The organism is Accumulibacter sp., assembly GCF_023806625.1.
Lineage (GTDB): Bacteria > Pseudomonadota > Gammaproteobacteria > Burkholderiales > Rhodocyclaceae > Accumulibacter.
In genome coordinates, this window is the sequence record NZ_JAMTDX010000098.1 from 1 (window position 1) to 16,848 (window position 16,848).

18 protein-coding genes are annotated in these 16,848 nt (G+C 64.7%); 11 read left to right on the forward strand and 7 right to left on the reverse strand.

The features are described 5' to 3' along the window. The 3 genes from rho to NFW05_RS15690 all read left to right on the forward strand — a co-directional run. Positions 1–792: transcription termination factor Rho (gene rho, locus NFW05_RS15680; RefSeq protein WP_295309016.1), on the forward strand; the 792-nt coding region annotated here is incomplete at its 5' end. Between the two features lie 205 nt (positions 793–997). Then, positions 998–1,213 (forward strand): 50S ribosomal protein L31, encoded by a 216-nt coding sequence (gene rpmE, locus NFW05_RS15685; protein WP_295309020.1) that lies wholly within the window; start codon positions 998–1,000, stop codon positions 1,211–1,213. A 110-nt stretch (positions 1,214–1,323) separates the two neighbouring features. Continuing rightward, entirely contained in the window at positions 1,324–2,964 is a 1,641-nt protein-coding gene (locus tag NFW05_RS15690; RefSeq protein ID WP_295309022.1) for a glycosyltransferase family 39 protein, read from the forward strand. 129 nt (positions 2,965–3,093) lie between these two features. Here the strand turns inward: NFW05_RS15690 and orn are convergent, their stop codons facing one another. Further along, positions 3,094–3,639, reverse strand: a complete 546-nt coding sequence (gene orn / locus NFW05_RS15695; protein WP_295309025.1) for an oligoribonuclease — start codon at positions 3,637–3,639, stop codon at positions 3,094–3,096. Positions 3,640–4,019: 380 nt separating this feature from the next. Between orn and NFW05_RS15700 the strand changes: the two genes are divergently transcribed. From NFW05_RS15700 to NFW05_RS15715, 4 genes are all read left to right on the forward strand, one after another. Then, positions 4,020–5,261 (forward strand): M48 family metallopeptidase, encoded by a 1,242-nt coding sequence (locus tag NFW05_RS15700; protein ID WP_295309028.1) that lies wholly within the window; start codon positions 4,020–4,022, stop codon positions 5,259–5,261. 18 nt (positions 5,262–5,279) lie between these two features. After that, positions 5,280–5,624: a 4a-hydroxytetrahydrobiopterin dehydratase gene (locus NFW05_RS15705; protein WP_295309031.1), complete on the forward strand. Its 345-nt coding sequence runs from the start codon at positions 5,280–5,282 to the stop codon at positions 5,622–5,624. Next, positions 5,621–6,511, forward strand: a complete 891-nt coding sequence (gene rsgA / locus NFW05_RS15710; RefSeq protein WP_295309034.1) for a ribosome small subunit-dependent GTPase A — start codon at positions 5,621–5,623, stop codon at positions 6,509–6,511. Before NFW05_RS15705 ends, rsgA begins: the two co-directional genes overlap by 4 nt. 117 nt (positions 6,512–6,628) lie before the next feature. Further along, positions 6,629–6,907, forward strand: a complete 279-nt coding sequence (locus tag NFW05_RS15715; RefSeq protein ID WP_295309038.1) for a polyhydroxyalkanoic acid system family protein — start codon at positions 6,629–6,631, stop codon at positions 6,905–6,907. 24 nt (positions 6,908–6,931) lie between these two features. On the opposite strand, the gene NFW05_RS15720 is transcribed toward NFW05_RS15715, so the two are convergent. Further along, the gene (locus NFW05_RS15720; protein ID WP_295309041.1) at positions 6,932–7,192 is read right to left on the reverse strand and encodes an acyl-CoA-binding protein; all 261 of its coding nucleotides are present in this window, start codon (positions 7,190–7,192) and stop codon (positions 6,932–6,934) included. Between the two features lie 75 nt (positions 7,193–7,267). Here NFW05_RS15720 and NFW05_RS15725 point away from each other — a divergent pair, with 75 nt between their 5' ends. After that, complete coding sequence (locus tag NFW05_RS15725; protein ID WP_295309044.1) at positions 7,268–8,773, forward strand: wax ester/triacylglycerol synthase family O-acyltransferase; 1,506 nt, start codon at positions 7,268–7,270, stop codon at positions 8,771–8,773. A 51-nt stretch (positions 8,774–8,824) separates the two neighbouring features. Here the strand turns inward: NFW05_RS15725 and NFW05_RS15730 are convergent, their stop codons facing one another. The 4 genes from NFW05_RS15730 to NFW05_RS15745 all read right to left on the reverse strand — a co-directional run bounded on the left by NFW05_RS15730 (position 8,825) and on the right by NFW05_RS15745 (position 12,461). Then, entirely contained in the window at positions 8,825–9,598 is a 774-nt protein-coding gene (locus NFW05_RS15730) for a hypothetical protein (protein ID WP_295309047.1), read from the reverse strand. A gap of 44 nt (positions 9,599–9,642) precedes the next feature. Further along, positions 9,643–10,290 (reverse strand): TetR/AcrR family transcriptional regulator, encoded by a 648-nt coding sequence (locus tag NFW05_RS15735; RefSeq protein WP_295309048.1) that lies wholly within the window; start codon positions 10,288–10,290, stop codon positions 9,643–9,645. A 102-nt stretch (positions 10,291–10,392) separates the two neighbouring features. Then, positions 10,393–11,610, reverse strand: a complete 1,218-nt coding sequence (locus NFW05_RS15740; RefSeq protein WP_295309051.1) for a patatin-like phospholipase family protein — start codon at positions 11,608–11,610, stop codon at positions 10,393–10,395. 254 nt (positions 11,611–11,864) lie between these two features. Next, positions 11,865–12,461 carry a phasin family protein gene (locus tag NFW05_RS15745; RefSeq protein WP_295309054.1) on the reverse strand — a complete coding sequence of 199 codons (597 nt, stop codon included), beginning with the start codon at positions 12,459–12,461 and terminating at the stop codon, positions 11,865–11,867. Between the two features lie 177 nt (positions 12,462–12,638). On the opposite strand from NFW05_RS15745, the gene NFW05_RS15750 reads away from it, so the two are divergent. The 3 genes from NFW05_RS15750 (at position 12,639) to NFW05_RS15760 (ending at position 15,717) form a co-directional block, all read left to right on the forward strand. Continuing rightward, positions 12,639–14,621 carry an SDR family oxidoreductase gene (locus NFW05_RS15750; RefSeq protein WP_295309057.1) on the forward strand — a complete coding sequence of 661 codons (1,983 nt, stop codon included), beginning with the start codon at positions 12,639–12,641 and terminating at the stop codon, positions 14,619–14,621. Between the two features lie 5 nt (positions 14,622–14,626). Continuing rightward, a complete protein-coding gene (locus NFW05_RS15755; protein ID WP_295309060.1) occupies positions 14,627–15,046 on the forward strand; it encodes a ProQ/FINO family protein in 420 nt (139 codons plus the stop codon). Between the two features lie 71 nt (positions 15,047–15,117). After that, positions 15,118–15,717, forward strand: a complete 600-nt coding sequence (locus tag NFW05_RS15760) for a hypothetical protein (RefSeq protein WP_295309062.1) — start codon at positions 15,118–15,120, stop codon at positions 15,715–15,717. A 76-nt stretch (positions 15,718–15,793) separates the two neighbouring features. Here the strand turns inward: NFW05_RS15760 and NFW05_RS15765 are convergent, their stop codons facing one another. Continuing rightward, positions 15,794–16,399 carry a DUF4337 domain-containing protein gene (locus NFW05_RS15765; protein WP_295309065.1) on the reverse strand — a complete coding sequence of 202 codons (606 nt, stop codon included), beginning with the start codon at positions 16,397–16,399 and terminating at the stop codon, positions 15,794–15,796. Positions 16,400–16,848 lie beyond the last annotated feature (449 nt).

Here is a 16,848-nt window from a genome sequence, read left to right on the forward strand (position 1 = left end):
AACATCACCAGCCGGATCATCGACATCATCGCGCCGATCGGCAAGGGACAACGCGGCCTCCTGGTCGCCAGTCCGAAGAGCGGCAAGACGGTGATGATGCAGCACATCGCCCACGCGATCACCGCCAACCACCCCGACGTCACGCTGATCGTCCTGCTCATCGACGAACGGCCCGAAGAAGTCACCGAGATGACCCGCTCGGTCCGCGGAGAGGTCGTTGCGTCGACCTTTGACGAACCGGCCACGCGCCATGTTCAGGTCGCCGAGATGGTCATCGAAAAGGCCAAGCGCCTCGTCGAGCACAAGCGCGACGTGGTCATCCTGCTCGACTCGATCACCCGCCTGGCACGCGCCTACAACACGGTCCAGCCAGCATCCGGCAAGGTTCTCACCGGTGGCGTCGATGCCAACGCGCTGCAGAAGCCCAAACGCTTCTTCGGCGCCGCCCGGAACATCGAGGAGGGCGGATCGCTGACCATCATCGCCACCGCGCTGATCGACACCGGCAGCCGTATGGACGACGTGATCTACGAGGAATTCAAGGGCACCGGCAACATGGAGATCCACCTCGACCGCCGGATGGCCGAAAAGCGCGTCTATCCGGCGATCAACGTCAATCGCTCGGGGACTCGACGCGAGGAACTGCTGCTCAAACCCGATGTCCTCCAGAAGATGTGGATTCTGCGCAAGCTTCTCTACAACATGGACGACCTCGAAGCGATGGAGTTCCTTCTCGACAAGATCAAGGCGACCAGGAACAACGGCGAGTTCTTCGACTCGATGCGCCGCTGACCGGTGTTCCCCCGATCCACCGGGCTCGCGCTGCGCACGCAGGGAGAAATCGCCGCGGTCTGCGATTGCCCTGCCCCGCCCGCCTGGCGGATTGCGGCAAGCGGCGAATTCGCGGATAATCACGCGTCTCGTCAGAAGCTTGCGCAACACGGTCGATCGCCTCGACTAGGACCAGCAGCCCCAACCCTACAGGAAAGAGCAGTAAATGAAACCGAACGCCCATCCCGCTTACAACGAAATCACGGTGACGTGTTCCTGCGGCAACACTTTCACTACACGGTCAACGATGAAGAAGCCTCTGCATGTCGAAGTCTGTTCGGCGTGTCACCCTTTCTACACGGGCAAGCAGAAGATCATCGATACGGCCGGTCGGGTCGAGAAGTTCAACCAGAAATACGGTGCGATCCGCAGGCCGACGTGAGTCGAGCAGCGGGGTAGAAGAAAGGCAGCCCCACGGCTGCTTTTTTTTCGTGCCGACGAGTTCTTTTCCGCGCTGCCCACCCGAGCATGCCCGTTCATTCGGAGCAGACCGTGCCTAGAGGGATAGGCCTGCCGCCCAGTTCTTGGACGCTGGCCATTCTGCTTCTCGTCTATTCCCTGACCGGGCTGGTCGGTCACGATCCGTGGAAGAGCGACGACGCAGTCACCATAGGGGTCGTCCACGACCTGCTGACCCGCGGCGACTGGCTGACCCCCGGCCTGGCCGGCCGGCCGTATCCTGATGCCCCGGTCTACTACTGGGTTGCGGCGGGCTTCGCGAAGCTGGCGTCGGCAGTGCTTCCGGTACACCAGTCCGCCCGGCTGGCCAGCGGCCTGTTCACGTTGCTTGCCCTGGCTTTCATTCTGTTCGCCGCGCGCGAACTGCACGGTCCGGATCAGTCCTCGGCAGCCCCGTTACTCCTCGCCGGTAGCGTCGGCTTCATCTACCATGCCCACGAGGCACAGCCGATGCTGGCCACTCTGACCGCGTATACGGCTGCTTACTGGGCATTGACGCAGTTCAACCGGAGACCGGTCCTCGGCGCGTTGTCGTTCGGCTCGGCGCTCGGTTTCGGCTGCCTGGCCAACGGCCTGACGCCAGTTCTGCCATTGATCCCGGTAGCTGGCTTCGTGGCCTGGCGATCCGAGCGACGCTTGTACTCCACTCTCCTCATGCTCGCGTCCCTGCTGCTCGCCGCCGCAATCGTCGCCAGCTGGCTCGTTCCGGTATACGCGACGTCGCCCACCTTTTTCGCAGCCATCGTCGCGCAGGAGTCCGAACAGATTGCCGGGACGGCGCAGCCGCTTCTCAGTCTGCTGCGCTTCCTCTTCATGCTCCCATGGTATGCCTGGCCGGCCTTGCCCCTCGCCTGCTGGACGCTGTGGGCGAAGCGACGGCAGCTGGGTAGCCAGGCGCTGTCGATGCCCTTGGCCGCCCTGCTGATCACGCTGCTCCTGGCGAGTTTATGGCTCGGTCCGCGCAGTGTCCCAGCCCTTCTGCTTCTGCCGCCACTGGTCCTGCTCGCCGTTCCGGCCGTTCCGACGCTGCGCCGCGGTGCGGCCAACGCTTTCGACTGGTTCGGGATGATTACCTTCAGCTTCTTCGCGCTGCTCGTCTGGGTCGGCTGGAGCGCCATGGTCTTCGACTGGCCACCGCGGCTCGCACGTCAGGTCGTCCGGCTGGCGCCGGGCTTCGTCGGCCACTTCAGCCTCCTGCCAGTCCTGGTCACCGTCGCCGCAACCCTGGCCTGGTCATGGCTGATCGCCACGAGTCCCCGCTCACCGATGCGCGGCGTCCTGCACTGGATGGCCGGCCTGACGTTGCTCTGGCTGCTCGTCACGAGCCTCTGGATGCCGTGGATCGACTACGGCAAGAGCTACCGCCAAGTGTCGCTCTCGCTGGCGGCCGCCCTGCCCGAGAAAAGGCGCTGCATTGCGTCGGTCAGTGTCGGCGACCCGGTGCTCGCCTCGCTCGACTATTTTTCGGGAATCCGGACGATTCCGTCGACGATGACGGCGTCGGCAAGCTGTGATCTGCTGCTGATACATGGCGCGCCGCGATACAGTGGAGTGGCTGCGAACATCGGCTGGCGCAAGATCTGGGAAGGCGGTCGCCCGGCCGAACGTGCCGAGGGCGACAGGCTCCACCTGTTCCAGCGCGACGCCCCGCAGACCGGACAGCCAGGGCGCTGAGCGGTGCTCGAGCGTCTTCTGATGGCGGCGAGACGAGGAACGCTCGCGATCTTGCCGGACCGCTGACTTCCGCGAACCCCCGTGATGGGCTTCCCGTGGGGAACGGCGAGGGCGCGGCGGGGAGGCTCTTCAGAGCCTGAGAAAGTGCTCGCGATAGAACCTGAGTTCCTCGATCGACTCGCGGATGTCGGCGAGAGCCGTATGCTGCGAACGCTTGACCAGTCGGCTGGCGACCTCGGGCCGCCAGCGCCGGCACAGTTCCTTGAGCGTGCTCACGTCGATGTTTCGGTAATGGAACCAGGCTTCCAGTCGCGGCATGTAACGCTGCAGGAATCGCCGGTCCTGGCCGACGGAATTCCCGCACAGCGGGCTGGCCAGACGTGGTACCTGAGCCTCCACGAAGGCGAGTGCAGCCCTCTCGACGCTCGTCTCGTCGAGCTTGGATGCCCTGACGCGGTCGAGCAGACCCGAACTCCCGTGGGTGCGCCGATTCCACTCGTCCATGCCTCCGAGGCAGGACTCTTGCTGATGCACGACCCATTCCGGAGACTCGACGATCGTCTTCAGGTCGCTGTCGGTGATGATCATCGCCACTTCGATGATCCGGTCGCGCTCGGGATCCAGGCCGGTCATCTCCATATCGATCCAGACGAGGCGCGTGCTGTCCTGTGCCATATAATTGGGTTTACTCCGTTTCGTATGGAACCGCCTCGGCGCCACGACTCCTCCCGCAGAGCCCTTCGGGCGCCCCCACCCCTGGCCCCGCCCCCGAGGGCGGGGAACTCCTCGCCGCCGGACGGGCTCGGGAGCTGGCCGCAAACAGCTGCGACCAGCCCCAAGCCCTTGAGCGTATTAGCGTTTCGGGCGCTGTAAAGGGTCCGCTTCGCCGGGCTTCGCCCGCCCTTGACAGCGCCCTCAACGCTGGTCATGTCCCGACCATAGGGTCGGGCGGATACCAGCCGGGCGCGGCGGGTATGGCGGCTTTCCACACGAAACGACATAGACCCATATAATTCCCCGGAACCGCGAGGCTCCGATTCTGTCACATTTGTAAAATGGCAAATGCGTTTTCTCTGATCTTTGGCGCTGCCGTGGCGCTGATGTGCCTGCTGCGCTTCTGGCTCGCCGGTCGTCAGATCGGGCACGTCCTCGCACATCGTGGCAGCGTTCCCCCGAGCTTCGCCGGGCGCATCGATCTGGCCGCTCATCAGAAGGCCGCGGACTACACCGTGGCGCGGACGCGTTTCGGGCGCTTTGCCCTCGCGGTCGAGATCGCCGCGCTGCTCATGCTGACGCTCGGCGGCAGCGTCCAGGCGATCCACGCCTTCTGGTCAGCGCACCTCGAGGGTCTGGCCTACGGCGTTGCGCTGATCTTCAGCGTCCTCTTCGTTTCGGCAGTCGTCGATCTGCCGCTGGCCGTATACCGGCAATTCGTCATCGAAGAGCGCTTCGGCTTCAACCGGATGAGCGCGCGCCTGTTCGTCGCCGATCTTGCCAGACAGGCGGTGCTGGCGATCGTCGTCGGCGGACCGGCCCTGCTCGCCGTTCTCTGGCTGATGAACGAGGCGGGCAGATTATGGTGGTTCGCCGTCTGGCTGTTCTGGTGTGCATTCAATCTCCTGCTGCTGTTCGTCTACCCGACCTGGATCGCACCGTTGTTCAATCGTTTCGTCCCGCTCGACGACATCGCGCTGCAGGCGCGGATCGAAGCCCTGCTCGCACGCTGCGGCTTTGCCAGCTCAGGGGTTTTGGTGATGGACGGTTCGAAGCGCTCGACGCACGGCAACGCCTACTTCACCGGCTATGGCAGGACGAAGAGGATCGTCTTCTTCGACACGCTGCTCGGCCGACTGCAACCAGCCGAAACGGAAGCCGTCCTGGCCCACGAGCTCGGCCATTTCCGGCATCACCACGTGACCAGACGAATCGCCCTCGCCTTCGTGCTGTCGCTGCTCTTTCTCGCCATCCTCGGCCAACTGGTCGATGCCGGATGGTTCTACCGCGGACTCGGCGTGGCCGCGCAGAATGCTGCCATCGGCCTCGTACTCTTCCTGCTTGCCGGGCCGGTGTTCATTTTCCTGCTCACCCCGCTGCTGAGCCTGCTCTCACGACGCGACGAGTTCGAGGCGGACCGTTACGCGGCCGCGCAGACCTCGGCAGACGATCTCGTCTCGGCGCTGGTCAAGCTGTACGAGGACAATGCCACGACGCTGACCCCCGACCCGGTGTACTCGCTGTTCTACGATTCCCATCCCCCCGCCGCCCTGCGTGTCGCGCGGCTTCAGGAAGCCGGCTGAAAAGAAAGGAGTCCGACCGTGAAGACTGCCGAAAACCCGCTTGCCCGCGAGCATTGCCAACCCATCCGGGGTACCGGGCACCGGCTCGATCCGCTCGAGATCACCGCGCTGCTCGCGACCCTGCCTGGATGGCAGGTCGACGGACAGGGCAGGCTCAGCAAGTCCTTCAGCTTCGCCGGCTACCCGGCGACGATGCTCTTCGTAAACATGATCGCTGCGCTTGCCGAGCGCGAAGACCACCACCCCGATCTCGAGGTCGGCTACGGAAAGGTGCTGGTCGGCTATTCCACTCACGACGTCGGCGGTCTTTCACGCAACGATTTCATCTGCGCAGCCAGGGTCGAGGCGCTGGCCGGCTTTTGAAACAGTCGGGCATCGTCGTCGCAGCCTACGGGCGTCAGTACCGCGTCGAACTCGACGGCGGACCGACCCAGCTCTGCGATGCACGGGGCAAACGCGGCGGCCTGGTCTGCGGCGACCGGGTGACCGTCCTCCAGACTGCCAGCGGCGTCCAGGGGGTCATCGTCGCGCACGAACCCCGCGGGAGCCTCTTCTATCGTTCGGACGTCTCCCGGCAAAAGCTCATCGCCGCGAATGTCACCCAGGTGATCATCGTCGTGGCTACCGAGCCCCCGTTCTCGGACGAACTGGTCACGCGGTGCACCGTCGCTGCGGAAGCACAGAATATCGCCGTACTGATCGTGCTCAACAAGTGCGACCTTGGCGATCGCCTCGGCGCAGCGATCGCCGTTCTCGAGCCATTCGTCAGGCTGGGGTATCGCGTCCTCAGGATATCCGCGCGCAGCGACGGGGCAAGGCAGTTGCTCCCCATGCTCGCCGGAGAGACCAGCCTTCTGATCGGCCAGTCAGGAATGGGCAAGTCTACGCTGATCAACGCCCTGGTACCCGGCGCCCGCGCAGCGACCCGGGAGATTTCGCAGGCCTTGCACAGCGGCAGGCACACCACCACCTGCTCGCACCTCTATCGGCCGGCCCCGGCTTGTGCGCTGATCGACTCGCCGGGTCTGACCGACTTCGGCCTGCGCCATCTGACGGTCGAGGAAATCGCCGCTGCCTTCGTCGAGTTCCGTCCACTGGCTGATCAGTGCCGCTTCCGGGACTGTCACCACCACCGCGAGCCCGACTGCCGGATTCGCCTGGCCCTCGAGGAGGGCAACATCGATCCTCGACGATATGCGGCATTTCTGTTGCTTTGCTCAGAGGCTGCACAGCGGAACAGCAGTCGATGACCGGCGAAGCGACCGCCGGGGACACGTCTCGGAGCCACCGAACGTGCGCTCCCGCTCCGGGTCCGGCGGGCGAACCGCACGCCTCGGGTACCCATTTCAAACCAGAGGAGTTCTCCGATGAGCGACATCATCATTCGCCGCACTCATGGCAGAAGCCTTGCCGAAGCGCGTGCGTCGGCCGAGCATATGGCCGCCGAACTCAACGAAGAGTTCGACCTCGCCTACTCGTGGAACGGGAACGTCATGCGCTTCAAGCGCCCAGGCGTCTCCGGCAACCTGTCGGTCGACGACCGAGAGGTGGCGCTGGACATCCGGCTGGGTTTCCTGCTCTTTGCGCTCAAGCCGACGATCGAACGCGAAGTCCATCGCTTCTTCGACGAGAACTTCCCGATCTAGTCCCGGAGAGCAGCACGACGGCCTTCAGCGATTCCCGAGTTGGTCGACCAGCGCGACGTACTGCTGCATCGCATCGCTCGCTGCCGTCCCGCGGATCGCGGCCCACGCATCGTACTTGGCGCGCCCGACCATGTCGGTAAAACCGGGACGCCTTCCCTGCACGTCGCCCTCGCTGGCCTGCTTGTAGAGCGCGTAGAGCTGCAGGAGAGTGGCATTGTCCGGCCGCTCCGGCAAGGCCTTCGAACTGGCCACGGCGGCCTCGAACTGGGCTTGCAGGTCACTCACGATTCTTTCTCCGCTGGAAGTGGTGGTCACGCGGCTCTATTATATGGGCTGGCTTTTCCCGGTGGAGCGGACAGGATGAGTTCGCGCGAGAAGATTTCCCATGTCGATACCGCCTGGCTGCGCATGGATCGGCCGGAAAACCTGATGCAGATCCTCGGGGTGATGATCTTCGCCGGGCGGATCGACGCGGAGCGCTTCCGACGCACCGTCGCTCGGCGCATGCTTCGCTACCGGCGCTTCCAGCAGATCGCCCTGCAGGGAGCCGACGGCGCCTGGTGGATCGACGACTCCGATTTCGATATCGACGCGCATGTCCGCCATTCGTGTCTGCCTGCCCCGAGCGGCAAGAACGAGTTGCAGAAGTTCGTCGCCGAGATGGCCAGCACACCGCTGAATCCGTCGCGACCCCGCTGGGAATTCAACATCGTCGATCTGGCCGACTCCCGGTCGGCGCTTGTCGTACGCATCCACCACGCGATCGCCGACGGCATCGCCCTGATCGGGGTGATCGACTCGCTCACCGACGCCGCGGCGAGCGCACCGGAAGACGGAGAGAGGCGCGGCGGGGGTGCGGAGCGGCACGCGAGCCGCGACGAGCACGACCGCCCCGGCAACGATGACGACGCCTTCTGGCGGGTGATCCTCGAGCCGCTGAGCGAAGTCGCGCTGGCCTCGATCCGCGTCGGCGGCCACCTCTGGGCCCAGTACCTCGGCCTGCGCAACGATCCGGCATCGGTCCGCAGCTACGCGCGAGTCGCCTCGGCGATCGCCTCCGAAATCGGCAAGCTGGCGCTGATGGACGACGACAGCCGCACGCGCTTAAAGGGCAAGGCGGGAACGGTGAAGCGCGTCGCCTGGTCGGAGCCGGTTCAGCTGGCCGAGATCAAGGTCGTCGGCAAGGTCCTTGGCTGCTCGCTCAACGACACCCTCCTCGCGTCGATTGCCGGAGCCCTGCGCAGCTACCTGGTCGAGTGTGGCGACGACGTGGACGGAGTCGACATTCGCGCCATGGTTCCAGTCAACCTCAGGGGACCCGATGATGTTGGCGAGCTCGGGAACCGCTTCGGCCTCGTCGCCCTCGAGCTGCCCGTCGGCATCGAGAATCCACTGGCCAGGCTCTACGAGACGCGAGCGCGCATGGCCGAACTCAAGGGCTCGTACCAGGCGATGCTGACCTTCAGCCTGCTCGGTTTCGCCGGAATGGCGCCAAAGCTCGTCGAGGACCAGATCCTCAGCCTGCTGACCAGCAAGACCACCGCGGTCATGACCAACGTCCCCGGACCACAACAGCCACGCTACTTCGCCGGCAGCCTGATCGAGCAAGAGATGGTCTGGGTTCCGCAAGCCGGCGACATCGGCATGGGGGTCAGCATTCTCTCGTACAACGGCCGAGTGCAGTTCGGTCTGATTACCGACCGAAACAGGGTCGACGACCCGGAGCGGATCGTCAGCCGATTCGCCGCGGAGTTCGAGAAACTTCTCTGGCTCGTGCTGCTCGAGCCGTCGGACCGCCTGGCCAACCCCGAGGTCGTCGAAGGAGACCTGATCAGGCTCGCCGTCCAGCCCGGCGCAAGCCGGTGAAGACCGGCCGTCCGGGCATGACCCGGTCGCGGCCAGCGAGCCAGCGGCGGCTCAGTCGGCGAGCTCGGCCTTGGCCGCTTGGACGTCAAGGCGCTCCATCGCATCCAGCGGCTGACAGGCCGCCGCTTCCTGATACAGCCTCTCGGCATCCTTGAGCCTGGCCTTGCCATACATCATCACCAGAGCGTTGGCGTACTCGATGCGCGCGATTGCCGAGTCGGGGTTCATCTTCAGCGCGGTCTCGAGCAACTGCTGGCCCGTCTCCTTCCTGGCGCCATAGGTCAGTCCACCGACCATCGCACCGACCTTGTCGATGACCTCGGCGTGATACGCGCCGAGCGCGATCCGTGCGTCAGAGTGCTCGGGGGCCAGTTCCAGGGCACGCGTGAGGCTTCCCTTGATCTTGCCGCCGAGACCCTGGGCCAACGCCTTGACGACCGATATCCCCTGACTGTAGCGACCGAGAGCGAAGCCATGCAGGTACCAGCCGTTCACGTTCGCGGGATCCTTCTGCTGCACTTCCTCGCAGCGCTCGGCCGCCTCGCTGAGCAGCGCAAGCTTGCGCTCCTCGTCGCTTTCGAGGTACGTCGCGTAGATCGTCGCCGCCTTGTTGGCCGCGTTGTAGCCAGCAGGTCCGCAGGCCACGCCGGTCTCGAGCGCCTTGCCAAAATCCCCCGCGTGATAGTGCCGCCAGGCTTCCTGCACGCGCGCGTCGCCGGGAAAGGGTTCGCAGTCTCCCCGGTGCAGCCTGGCCCAGTTCTGCTGCAGCGCTGCTCCCGGGTATTCATAGGTCTTCTCGGGGTAGGGAAACTTCTTCCAGCTCATCGGTTCACCTCGGGCCAAGCAAAAAAACTCTCCGGCGCAGTAGGCTACGCCCTCAGGTACTCCTGTGACAATCTTTCGAGCAGGTTCTTCGCTTCGCCGACCAGGAACGGCGAAATCATCGCCATCACCTGATAGACGCCACGACCGATCCGGCCACGTTCGAGCTTGCCGCGAGGATCGCGAGCGTATTCGAAGGACAGCCAGTACGTTGCCACGCAGGCCATGTTCGTGGCCAGGGCGCGCAGTTCGCCGGAACCGGCGCGCATCGAGCCCGCCGAGACGAGTGCCTCGCAAAGGGTCGTCGCCGTGCGCACCTTGTGGGCGAGGATCTGCTGGAAATGGACTTCGAGAACGCGATTTCGGGTCAGCAGGTCATTCAGATCGCGATAGAAGAAACGGTACTTCCAGATCTGTTCGAACAGCAGGTGCAGGAACAGCCAGATGTCCTCGACGTCGGCCGGCCGGCGTGTCGGAGCAGCCAGCGTTTCCTCGATCTCGCGTTCGAAGATCCGGAAGATCGACTCGAGGATCTCGTCCTTGTTGTGAAAATGGTAATAGAGGTTGCCCGGACTGATGTCCATTTCATCGGCGATGACCGAGGTGGTCACGTTCGGCTCGCCAAAGTCGTTGAACAGTCGCAAGCTCGTCTCGATGATCCTTTCGCGCGTTCGCCGCCTGGGCTTGCGATCCATCGACGAGTCCTCCCCGAGTGCCGTCACCGGGGCAGGATAACACCCCGGCGCCCCTTCGGGGAATCCTCGGTCGCCGTCTCCGCTTCCGGATGGGCGAGCGCTTCAGGCCCCACGAGCCGCCAGCCAGGTCTCGAGATCACGCAGCGAAGACTCCAGCGCACTGGTACTGGTCGCCAGGTCCGGGCGGCGCTTGTGCAAAAGCAGCGAGCGGCTGTGGTCCTTGAGTACTCCGAGGTTCAGCTCGATACCGTGTCGCGCGAGAATCGGCCGCAGTTCGTGCCGCCGCCAGTAAAGGTCGCTGCGCGTACGCTGGTAGGCGTGCTCGCACAGCCGGCTGCGCCCGCGATAGCTGAAGACATTGGTGAAAAACATGTCCTTGTCGTCGCGCGTGGGCTCGAAGAGGATCACGTCCTGGCCCTTGAACTCGTGCCGGTAACGATCCATCCCCGTGCGCATCCGCGAATGGATGATCGCCCGGAAGGTCTGCGAAAGAACGACCGGAAGCCCACCCTCGACGAGATGTTCGGGAGCAAAACCGGGCCTGTCGCTTGCCGAGCGCTGCGCAGCCAGACGCGAGTCGAAGGGCACCAGCGGATTGATGCAAAAGAGCAGGTCCGCTCCTTCCTGGAGCGCCACCGAGGCATGCAGCGTCTTGATCAGCGCGCCGTCGACGAAGTAACGGTCGCCGATCTTCACCGGCGGAAAAAGTCCGGGCAACGCGGCGCTCGCCTGCACGGCCACCGAGATCGGGATGTCATCATGCCCCTGCGCGCCGAAAGGTATCGACTCACCGGTGTCGAGGTCGGTCGCGACGATGAACAGGCGGTGCCGGAGTTCACGGAAGTCGTTGGTCCGGCCGCCGGTCGAGAACAGCTTGCGCAACAGCTCGTCGATCCCCGCGCTGTTGAAGACACCCGCCGGAATAGCGTGGCTGAGGCTCTGGAAGGCCTCGATCAGGCGAAGGTGCCAGGGATCCGAAAGATACTGCCGCAGCGCCGACCAGAACAGCGCCGGAACGGTCATTGCCCGACGCAGGTACTCGCCGAGCGCCGGGCGCAGGAGCATCTCGGGGTCGAACACCTCGTCGGTGTCGCCCTCGACGAGCATCCTGGCCAGCTTGTCTGGGCCGAGACCGTTGGCGACAGCCGCCGACATGAACGCCCCTGAACTGACGCCGACGTAGATGTCGCAGTCGGTGAAGTCCAGACCGTCGAGCGCCTCGGCCAGCGCCGCCAGGGCACCAACTTCATAAATCCCGCCCACCGGCCCGCCGCCTGCGAGCGCCAGTCCGATCTTCGAGCGACGGTTCACAGCCACCATGAAGTCGAGTCCTTTCGTGTCCTGAGCCACCATGCCCGGAAAGATACCACGACCTCACCCATCCACCAGACGAAGCGGTGAGTCCTTCCGGGGGTGGATGAAAAAAGCCGGCGGCTCCTTCGGTGATTCCTGGCCTCGCACGACGCCCGCCCAAGCGGCCGCGACCGTCGCGCAGCGCCAACACGACTCGCCGACCCGACCAGCGAAACCGCGTTCCCTTGCCTGGGCAGGGGAACGCAAACCCATCCGCGCGGTTATTCGCTGGCCGGAGGGTTGGTCTGCGGGATCGTGTTCAGCACGTCGGCCGGGGTGACCGGCGGTACGGCTCGGGCCGCTGCGCGCCGCGTCGGAGCCCGCGTCGGAGCAGGTTTCGCGGCCTCCGACTCGACCGGCTCGGCGGCTGCCTTGGCTTCGGAACCGGCAGCGGGCTCCTTGGTGACCCTGGCTCTGCTCGCAGGCTTGGCACCGGCAGTGCCTTCGGTCAGCGCCTGGACGGCGGCGCTCAACTCGACGACCCGCTTCGACAGGCGGTCGATATCCTGCTTGCTCGGCACGCCGAGGCTACCCAGCGCCCGGGCCACGCGATCCTCGAAGACCTGCTCGAGGCGATCCCAGGTTCCGGCGGCCTTGCCAGCGACCTGGGCAATCCGTTCGTCGGTCATCTGACGGGTCCGCGCCTGAATGTTCTCGCCCTCCTTGACGAGCGCGTCGAACACCTTGCCGCCTTCCTCCTGCGCCTTCGCGAAAGCCCCGAGCCCTGCCAGCCAAATCTGCTGGGCAGATTCCTTGACCGTCGCGGCCAGTTGATTCTCGCTGACGCTACCGGCCAGTTCCTTGAGTTTCTTGCCCATTGTCATCTCCTTGAAGAGGGTATCCAGAAGGCATGCGAGTTTTCCGCTTGCCCTACGAACAAAGTCTAGTGACAATATCTAGAGGACGCACACTAAAGACCCCGGAGCCGGGGCCCCGACGCGGCCTGCCTGACAGACGCGACTGGCACGGCGGACCACGCCCATCTGGAGATACGCATGAGCTACTTCGTTACCGGCGCGACCGGTTTCATTGGCAAGAGACTCGTCCGCAAGCTGCTCGCCCGCCCCGGGGCGACCGTCTATTTCCTGACCCGAGCCGCCGAACTTCCTCGCCTTCCCGAATTGCACGAGTACTGGGGCTGCGACGAGGGCCGGGTGATTCCCGTCGTCGGCGACCTCACTCAGCCCGCGCTCGGCGTTTCGCCAGCGGACATCCGTACGCTTAAGGGGCAGATCGAGCATTTCTTCCACCTCGCGGCGATCTACGATCTCAAGGCGAGTGCCGAGGATCAGCAGCGCGCCAACGTCGACGGCACACGCAACACCGTTCGCCTGGCCGAGGAGATCGAAGCCAGACATTTCCATCTGGTCAGTTCGATCGCTTCGGCCGGCCTGTTCGAAGGTCTTTTCCGGGAGGACATGTTCGAAGAGGCCGAGAACCTCGACAACCCGTACTTCCGGACCAAGCACGACTCGGAAGGCATCGTGCGCAAGGAGTGCCGCGTCCCCTGGCGAATCTTCCGTCCGGCAATCGTCGTCGGCGACTCGCGCACCGGAGAGATGGACAAGGTCGACGGCCCGTACTACTTCTTCAAGCTGATCCAGAAGATGCGCCGGATGTTCCCGTCCTGGATGCCGACGATCGGCATCGAAGGAGGCCGCATCAACGTCGTGCCCGTCGACTTCGTCGTCGCGGCGATGGATCACATCGCCCATCTGCCGAACGAGGACGGTCGGTGTTTCCATCTGACCGACCCGACGCCGATGCGTGTCGGCGACCTGCTCAACACCTTTGCCCGTGCGGCGCACGCGCCGGAAATGGCCATGCGCATCAACGCCGCGCTCGTCGGCTTCATTCCGCGCTCGGTGCGCAAGGCCATGTTCGCGCTCACCCCGGTGCGCAGAATCCGTGCTGCAGTGATGAAGGATCTCGGCCTGCCGGACGACATCCTCGACTTCATCAATTATCCGACTCGCTTCGACTGCCGGGAGACGCAACGCGCGCTAAAGGGAAGTGGCATCGCGGTTCCGCCTCTCGACAGCTATGCGTGGCGGCTCTGGGACTACTGGGAGCGCCACCTCGACCCCGACCTGTTCATCGACCGCACGCTGCGCGGCCAGATCGAAGGCAAGATCGTGCTCGTCACCGGAGGCTCGTCAGGGATCGGCAAGGCGACGATCCGCAAGCTGGCCGAAGCCGGAGCGATCGCCGTGACGATAGCCCGCAACCCCGAAGCTCTCGACGCCGTACGCCGCGAGTTCGAGGCCGACGGGCTGCGCCTGATCACTCACGCCGTCGACGTCGCCGATCCCCAGCAGTGCGCCGCATTCGTCAAGTTCATGACCGAGGAACACGGCGGCGTCGACATCCTGATCAACAACGCCGGGCGCTCGATCAGGCGCGGCATCGAGAATTCCTTCGATCGCTTTCACGACTTCGAGCGGACGATGGAACTCAACTATTTCGGCGCACTGCGCCTGACCATGGGCTTTCTGCCCGGGATGATCGCCAAACGCCACGGCCACGTGATCAACATCTCGTCGATCGGCGTGCTGACCAACGCCCCACGCTTTTCGGCTTACGTCGCGTCGAAAGCGGCGCTCGACGCCTGGGCGCGCTGCGCTGCTTCCGAGTTCGCCGACCGCGGCATCGAGTTCACGACGATCAACATGCCGCTGGTCAGAACCCCGATGATCGCGCCGACCAAGCTTTACGATCAGGTTCCGACGCTGACACCTGAAGACGCCGCCGATCTCGTCGTTCAGGCGGTCATCCACAAGCCGGTCAGGATCGCTACCCGACTCGGGATCTTCGGCGCGCTGCTCCACTCGCTGACTCCCAAGGCCGCGCAGATCATCATGAACACCACCTTCCGGATGTTCCCTGACTCGAGCGCCGCTGCCCACACCAGGGAACAGGGCGAGCAGACGGCCGACCAGGTCGCCTTCTCGCAGATCATGCGCGGAATCCACTTCTGAGCGCAATGGAGACTCCCGGGCCCGGCCCACAACCCCGTGAGAGGGCGCGCGAACTGCTCCGCGAACTGCGCAGCCGCTTCCCGGTCTTCCGTGACCAAAGACCCCTCGCGCTTGGCATCGATCGACAACTCATCGAGCGCATCCCGGATGTCGACCGCAAGCTGCTGCGCATCGCTCTGGGCATGCACACCCATTCGCTGGCCTATCTCAAGGCGCTCGCCAAAGCGGCAGAGCGCGTCGACCTCGACGGGGGTCCGGCCGGAGAAGTCGCTGCCAGTCACCAGAGTCACGCTGCGCAGTTGCTCGGCGACCTGCTCAGGAAACAGGCCGAGCAGCGCAAGGCACAGCGCGACAGCGAAGCGCTCGAGCGCCGCCGCGCAGAAAAGCTCGGTCAGCTGGTGGCGAAGTTTGGCCGCCAACGGTGATCGATCGGGCAGCTGACGAGGCTGATCGGCCACTGCTGACCCCCCGGCCTGAGCAACGCGCCTTGCCGTAGGTGATCGTCGCCGTCTGGCAGGTGCAGTCCGGACTCAAGATGGATCATCTGATCAGCGACAGTGCGACAATCGAACTCTACGCCTGGCTCGAGCAGGACGCCCAGCTACCCGGGTGGGACGTGCTGCTCGACAATCCCTTCGCGCAAGCGTTGCCTGAAGACCGCTTCAGCACGGTGCAGAACTACTTTGCCGAGTACCACCTCGAGTATTTCCGCCAGAGACTCTTCCGCCAGTTCCCCAGCCGACTGCACGCACTGCTGCTCTTCGCCACGCGCGTCGATGCCGAAGCGTTCCGCGTCAAGCATCCCCGGCGCGCCTTCGGCAAGATCCTCGTACGCGCGCGCAGCCGCGGCCGCTACCTCTGCTCGTTTCACGATTCCAGCTGGTTGGATTACCTGCGCCTGCCGCACAGCCTGAGCCTGGCGATGCTCGACGAGGTGGCCAACCACTATTGGAACGGCGTCCTCGTCGAGGAAGCCGGCCTGAGCTTCCTCGACCAACGCTGGCACGATCCGCCGGTGATCGAAGCGCTGTTCCAGGGCACGCTCGAACCGGTAGTGACATACCCACAGAGCGGCTGGCTGCCCGGATTCCCCTAGCCCGAACCTGCCGACGTGCCCCCTCAGCCGCCCCTGCGTGCCGCTTCGCGCCTGGCCATCGTCGTGACAGGTCCGCTCAGCTGAGCAGCGCGGCCACGAAGTCGAGGTGGAACCGGGCGTCCATGAACCCCGCAATTCCGGATGCGAGGCCCACTCCGGCAAAGACCAGCGCGAACCAGACGAGCCACCGGCGACGGGTCAGGGCAGCCACGCCCAGCACGGCGAGGCCGACGGTGATCCCGGCCTCGGCGATATCGAACTGGTCGTCGTGGAAGTTCAGGTTCTCGTACTCCTGCTCGTAGGCTTCTGCCTGTTGCTTGATCTCCTGCTTCTCGCGTTCATAGCGTTCGACCTTTTCCCGGTAGAAGACGATCTTGTTGTCGAGCAGCGTCTGCGCCTCCGCAGTCAGACCGACGGCGCGCTCGCGCTCGATGGTCAACTGGTCGAGCATGCTCTCGGCGAGCCCCTGCTTGGTGCTCTTCGCCTGGAAATAGGCCCAGGCGTTGACGCTCCTGGCTTGAGCCTGCGCCATCGCCTGGCCGATGTTGCCGCCCTTGATGCCGAACAGCGCCATGATCGTCGCCAGAACGGCGACCAGAACGGCGATCGTGCTGCCCAGCCGATCGCGTGATTCTGCCGCCTCACCCATCACTTCGTCGACCGCATCCTTGATGTCAGCCATCCCGAGACCTCCTCCTGGTGCAAGATTTTTCCGAAGGCTCCGCCAGCGCGGAGGTGAACGCAACGATGCCGCCAGGTCGGGGCCGAATGATCGGCCCAGCCCGCAGAGGCAGCGATGTTAGCCCAGGATCGTGCCCGATGGGCAGGTTTCCGGGACCAAAGAAGCTCATCGACGCCCGCGCGTCGCCTGAAACGAACGCCTCGCCGTCAGCCTGATTGTCGGCCGTCGGCTGGTCAGTGGCGTAACCAGCCAGCGCTGAGCCCGCCGCAAACGCACTCGCTGGCCCGGCGTGGATTCGACGATCTCGACCCGGCCGGCGATGCCGCGCGGCAGCGCCCTCCGTCAGAGGCGTTCCCGTCGTTGGCCAGCCGCTCGCCTCGTGCAATCACGGTGACCCGGCTGGCCGGGCGAAGCAAGAAAGGGCGCAGCCGCGTCGGCCCCCCCTTTTC

Bases quoted from the DNA above. Each gene is read 5' to 3' on its own strand.
- rpmE (WP_295309020.1), top strand. From the start codon at position 998: ATGAAACCGAACGCCCATCCCGCTTACAACGAAATCACGGTGACGTGT.
- orn (WP_295309025.1), bottom strand. From the start codon at position 3,639: ATGGCACAGGACAGCACGCGCCTCGTCTGGATCGATATGGAGATGACC.
- NFW05_RS15700 (WP_295309028.1), top strand. From the start codon at position 4,020: ATGGCAAATGCGTTTTCTCTGATCTTTGGCGCTGCCGTGGCGCTGATG.
- NFW05_RS15715 (WP_295309038.1), top strand. From the start codon at position 6,629: ATGAGCGACATCATCATTCGCCGCACTCATGGCAGAAGCCTTGCCGAA.
- NFW05_RS15725 (WP_295309044.1), top strand. From the start codon at position 7,268: ATGAGTTCGCGCGAGAAGATTTCCCATGTCGATACCGCCTGGCTGCGC.
- NFW05_RS15730 (WP_295309047.1), bottom strand. From the start codon at position 9,598: ATGAGCTGGAAGAAGTTTCCCTACCCCGAGAAGACCTATGAATACCCG.
- NFW05_RS15735 (WP_295309048.1), bottom strand. From the start codon at position 10,290: ATGGATCGCAAGCCCAGGCGGCGAACGCGCGAAAGGATCATCGAGACG.
- NFW05_RS15740 (WP_295309051.1), bottom strand. From the start codon at position 11,610: ATGGTGGCTGTGAACCGTCGCTCGAAGATCGGACTGGCGCTCGCAGGC.
- NFW05_RS15745 (WP_295309054.1), bottom strand. From the start codon at position 12,461: ATGGGCAAGAAACTCAAGGAACTGGCCGGTAGCGTCAGCGAGAATCAA.
- NFW05_RS15750 (WP_295309057.1), top strand. From the start codon at position 12,639: ATGAGCTACTTCGTTACCGGCGCGACCGGTTTCATTGGCAAGAGACTC.
- NFW05_RS15755 (WP_295309060.1), top strand. From the start codon at position 14,627: ATGGAGACTCCCGGGCCCGGCCCACAACCCCGTGAGAGGGCGCGCGAA.
- NFW05_RS15765 (WP_295309065.1), bottom strand. From the start codon at position 16,399: ATGGCTGACATCAAGGATGCGGTCGACGAAGTGATGGGTGAGGCGGCA.